The 1,714-nt window shown below is 40.4% G+C and carries 2 protein-coding genes; both read left to right on the top strand.

Annotation, left to right across the window (positions count from 1 at the left end):
* Positions 1-57 precede the first annotated feature (57 nt).
* Positions 58-744, top strand: coding sequence for a helix-turn-helix domain-containing protein (locus tag B5E77_RS17155; protein WP_087166485.1), 687 nt, complete (start codon positions 58-60; stop codon positions 742-744).
* Positions 717-1,637, top strand: a complete 921-nt coding sequence (locus B5E77_RS17150; RefSeq protein WP_330394734.1) for an IS3 family transposase — start codon at positions 717-719, stop codon at positions 1,635-1,637. The genes B5E77_RS17155 and B5E77_RS17150 overlap by 28 nt, the downstream gene beginning before the upstream one ends.
* The last annotated feature ends 77 nt before the right edge of the window (positions 1,638-1,714 follow it).

The following is a 1,714-nucleotide window of genomic DNA, read 5'->3' as shown; positions in this document are numbered from 1 at the left end:
TGATATGATACCCTCAAGTAGGACACTAAAATATAAAAACCTACTTGGGGGTATTTTATGTCCAGAAAAAGCAAAATTGATGCAGTAGAAAAAGTAAAAATTGTAGAACAGTATCTAAATGGAACTATTAGTCAAATTGAAGCTGCAAAACTATACGGTGTTAATAGGCGGAGCATTCAGGAGTGGATTAGAATCTACAAGGCAGAAGGGCCAACAGGATTACTAACATCAAAGACAAACAGATCCTATTCTAAAGAATTGAAATTACAGGCAGTTCATGCTTATCTTTCAGGGCAGGGGTCTTTAGACGAAATATGTATCAAGTATAGAATCCGGCAACATACTCAACTCATGAATTGGATCAGGGTGTATAATGAAGGTAAGGAATTAAAAGAACTTACCGGAGGTAGCGCCATGAAGAAAGCGAGAAAAACAACACTGGAGGAACGAGTCTGTATCGTAAAAGACTGTCTTGATCACGACCGGAATTATGGAGCAATGGCCCTGAAGTATGGTTGTTCTTACCAGCAGGTTCGAAATTGGGTATGCCGGTATGAAAAAATGGGGAGTGCAGGCTTGGAAGATAGAAGGGGCAGACGCATCGGCTCCCAGCCAAGCCGCACTCCGGAAGAAGAATTACGAGACCGCATCGCAGAGCTGGAACGTAAAAATAAAGATTTACAGATGGAGAATGACCTGTTAAAAAAAGTAAGGGAATTAGAAAGGAGGAGTCGCTTTCTTTAATACATAAATTATGTGAATATCAGGCAATCAGGGAATTGTCCGAATCAAAAGGATATCCAGTCAAACAAATGTGCCGATACCTTGGAATTACCCGTTCTTCCTATTATCGCTGGTTGAAACATCCGAAAAGCGATAGTGAAATCAGGAATGAACAGATTGCTGATAGGATCAGGGAAATACACCAGTCGCATCCAGATATGGGCTATCGGCGTATCCGTGATGAATTGGCTGTAAATTATGGAACACCTGTTAATGATAAGAGAATCCTGAGAATCTGCCGAAAAATCGGAGTACAGTCTTCTATCAAATGGAAACCAAAAAGCTGCACAAAAGCGGACAGGAATCCTGCCCACATAGCGAAGAACTTTCTTCATCGTGAGTTTCATGCAGACAAACCTAATGAGAAATGGCTGACAGATGTAACAGAGTTCAAATATTATGCAGGAGAAGAAATACACAAAATTTATTTAAGTGCGATCCTTGATCTGTGTGACCGCAGGATTGTCTCGTATAAGATCAGTAATCATAATGATAATGCTCTTATTATGGATACATTTGATCAGGCGGTAGAGATAGAGCCGGATGCGCATCCTCTTTTTCATTCGGATCGGGGATTTCAATATACCAGCCAGGCTTTTTATCATCGTCTGAAGAAGCACCATATGAAACAAAGTATGTCCAGAGTCGCACACTGTATTGACAATGGACCGATGGAAGGGTTCTGGGGAATCTTAAAACGCGAGATGTATTATGGGAAACACTTTACATCAAAAGAAGAATTAATTCAAAGCATCCAGAATTATATTGAATACTATAACAATCGACGCCTACAGCGTAAGTTGCATATAATGACACCCATGGCATTTCATGAATTTACATTACAGGCAGCATAAAAATACCGCCAGCCGTGTATCGGCTGACGGAGAAAAATTTATTGTTTTTCATTGTCCTCTTGACGGGTAGCACACCA

The sequence above is a fragment of the Lachnoclostridium sp. An131 genome (genome assembly GCF_002160825.1).
Taxonomy (GTDB): domain Bacteria; phylum Bacillota; class Clostridia; order Lachnospirales; family Lachnospiraceae; genus Laedolimicola.
The sequence above is the reverse complement of the archived record's forward strand: the minus strand, read 5'-3'. Positions and strand labels throughout refer to the sequence as shown.

Bases quoted from the DNA above. Each gene is read 5' to 3' on its own strand.
- B5E77_RS17155 (WP_087166485.1), top strand. From the start codon at position 58: ATGTCCAGAAAAAGCAAAATTGATGCAGTAGAAAAAGTAAAAATTGTA.